Here is a 2,783-nt window from a genome sequence, read left to right on the forward strand (position 1 = left end):
GAGCATGCCCATCGCTCGAAAGCCAGCCAGGCCGATCGCGACAGCGGCCGGTTCGTCGAACTGCGGACGCCGAAAGAGGTTTCCGATCATCTCAGGCGCACTGCCGCGCCAGGCGAACTCATCCTTCTCAAGAGTTCTTCCAGTCTTCACCTGGAACGTTTGGCGCTCGCCTGGACATATGATGTGAAATGCTGGATCCCTGCTTGCGGGAAGAAGGAAGGCTGCCAGACTTGCGGCCTTTTCGAAGTGCCGTTCGAGGAGCATCGGGAGTTCGTCAAAAAGCGCAGGCATGATCGCTGGCGGCAGCGACTTCGTCACCTCTTCGGCGGCTGACGGCATCGCGGTTCGGCCGCGGCGCCGCCGGCACAACGGCCTCACGCGCCGGTCTTGACGTAGCTCTTGTAGACCCAGCCGTGCTTGCCGTTATAGACGATCTCGCACCACTGCTTGCAGTTCATCACCTGCACCGATGCCTTGGCGGGCACGGTGACGATCGCGGCTGCGCCCTTCTTCGGTCCGGAGCGCATGGTGACGGCCCTCAAGATGCGTCCGTTGGCAGCCGCGCCGACCTTTTGAGGTTTCGGTTTGGACTGCGCCGCGTCGTCGGTTGCCGGCGGATCGGCATCGGGAGCCTGTGGCTTGGCCTCTGGAATGGCGGCGGTCTGGGCGCCATCCATCTTGTCGCCCGGCGTCTTCGCGGCCGTCTCGCCCGCCGGTGCGGGTGCGGCAACCTGCGACAGTGCGTCCGAGGCGTCGTTATCCGCGGCCGGCTCGGCGAAGGCCGTGTCGGTTGATTGCGCAGCGCCAGGCTCGGCGGCCTGCTTCGATGGAGCTGGTTGATCCCCTGCCGGCTCCGAGGGGGATTTGGAGTCGGGGGCCGTCCAGCGGGGGCTGTTCGACGCCAGCGCCGGAATGTTGGCTTCGCGGGCCGCTGTTGCCGGCGAAACCGCATCCGCCTTGCGCGCGGCCTGTGGTGCCGGGGCCACGGTCACCGCCGCCGCCGCCGCCGCGGGAGCGATCTTCGTGGTCTTCACCGGGATTGTCGGCACGGCCTGCTCGGCGCTGGCCGCGGCAACCTGCCGGCCGCTGCCCGGAATGCACAACCAGAGCGCCACCGCGGCCACGCCGAGCAGCGCGACCGTGCCCACCGCTGCAATGACCAGATGCGCGTTCGACTGCACCTTCTGCCAGAAGGATGGCCGTACGTTATAGCCGAACTGCATTGTGAAGCGCTGCCGTTCCGGCGTGCCGAAACTGAAGGGCTCGTTCACTCAAACCACCTCCAACAAGCGGGCCGACGTTCTTTCGATCATTGCCGCGAGGGTTGGCATCGATCGGCATCGGTCCCGAAATCACAGCGGACAAAGCCCGCGAAATCCCCGGAATTTTCGCCCATGATCGCATCTTTTACTGCTGATTATGGCATGAGTGAGCCAAATTGCGAAATTCTGCGCGCCCGTTAAGGCTTCCACAACCTGCCTCGTGGAAGCCGCCATCGTCGAATCGGCGCCTCGACCGGGCGCCAGCTTCAAATCCTGTCGCGTAGCGCGAACCAGCTGAGCGCCAGAAACAAGAGCGGCGCGCGAAAGCGGCGGCCGCCCGGGAAGGCGGGGATATTCAGGTCCTCGATCAGTTTCAGGCAGTCGCGATTGCCGGCAACGGTCTCGGCATAGAGCTTGCCGAAGAAGTTCGACAGCATGACGCCGTGGCCGGAATAGCCTCCGATCGAAATCACATTCGGCATCACTTCGCGCACGAACGGCTTTCTCGGCATGGTGATGCCGACATAGCCGCCCCAGCCATGCGTGATTTCGACATCCTTGAGATCCGGGTAGAGCTCGGCGATCTGCCTGCGGATGTGGATATGGATGTCCTTCGGATCGGCGACGGCATAGACCTCGCGGCCGCCGAACAACAGCCGGCCGTCTTTCGACTTGCGGAAATAGCGCACCACGAAACGGGAATCGTCGACGGACTCGCCGCCCGGCAGCACTTTGGAAGCAGCACCGAGCGGCACGGTCGCGCCGATGAAAGAGCCGATCGGCATGATATGCGCCGCGCTCACCGGCTCGAGATTGCCGCCATAGGCATTGACCCCGATCAGGCATTTGTCGGCCGTGATCGTGCCCCTGGGCGTCGTGACCTTCACCTTGCCGCCGCTGGAAATTATGCCGGTGGACGGCGTCTGCTCGAAGAGATGTGCGCCGGCGGCCGCCGCCACTTTCGCCGTGCCGATCACCAGCTTCAGCGGATGGATGTGACCGGTGCCGATGTCGCGGGTGCCGCCGAAATAGCGCGACGAGCCCAACCGCCGCGCCGTCTCCGCCTGGTCCATGAAGCTCAAATGCGGATAGCCGAAGCGGGTCGCCATGATCTCGGCGTGGCGCTTGTAGTCGTCGACGTAACGTTTCTTGTGCGCCACGGAAAGCTGGCCCGGCATATAGTCGATGTCGATCGTGTTGGTGGCAGCGAAGTCAAGCAGATGCGCCTTGGCCTCTTCCGCCATGTCGAACAGCGCCCTGGCGCGGGAAAGGCCATATTCGGCCTCCAACTCTTCCGCCCAGGCACGCTGCCCGGTGCCGAGCTGGCCGCCATTGCGTCCGGACGCGCCGTCGCCGAAGCGATAGGCTTCGATCAGCGCGACATTTGCGCCCGCCTTGGCCAGATGCGCTGCAGCCGAGAGGCCAGTAAAGCCGCCGCCGACGATGACGACGTCGCAGATCCGGTCACCGTCGAGCGAAGGATATTCGGGGCGAGGGCCGACCGTATCCTCATACCATGAC

At 64.5% G+C, this 2,783-nt stretch carries 3 protein-coding genes; all 3 read right to left on the bottom strand.

Going from position 1 to position 2,783, the window contains the following annotated elements:
• Nucleotides 1–339: hypothetical protein (locus tag EOA28_RS39170; protein WP_189342294.1), on the bottom strand; the 339-nt coding region annotated here is incomplete at its 3' end.
• Nucleotides 340–374: 35 nt separating this feature from the next.
• Entirely contained in the window at nucleotides 375–1,271 is an 897-nt protein-coding gene (locus EOA28_RS31590) for an SH3 domain-containing protein (RefSeq protein ID WP_189342297.1), read from the bottom strand.
• 257 nt (nucleotides 1,272–1,528) lie between these two features.
• A partial coding sequence (locus EOA28_RS31595; protein WP_148670978.1) for an FAD-binding oxidoreductase occupies nucleotides 1,529–2,783 on the bottom strand: 1,255 nt, incomplete at its 5' end.

This window comes from Mesorhizobium sp. M2A.F.Ca.ET.067.02.1.1 (assembly GCF_004023285.1).
In the GTDB taxonomy this organism is placed as follows: Bacteria; Pseudomonadota; Alphaproteobacteria; order Rhizobiales; family Rhizobiaceae; genus Mesorhizobium.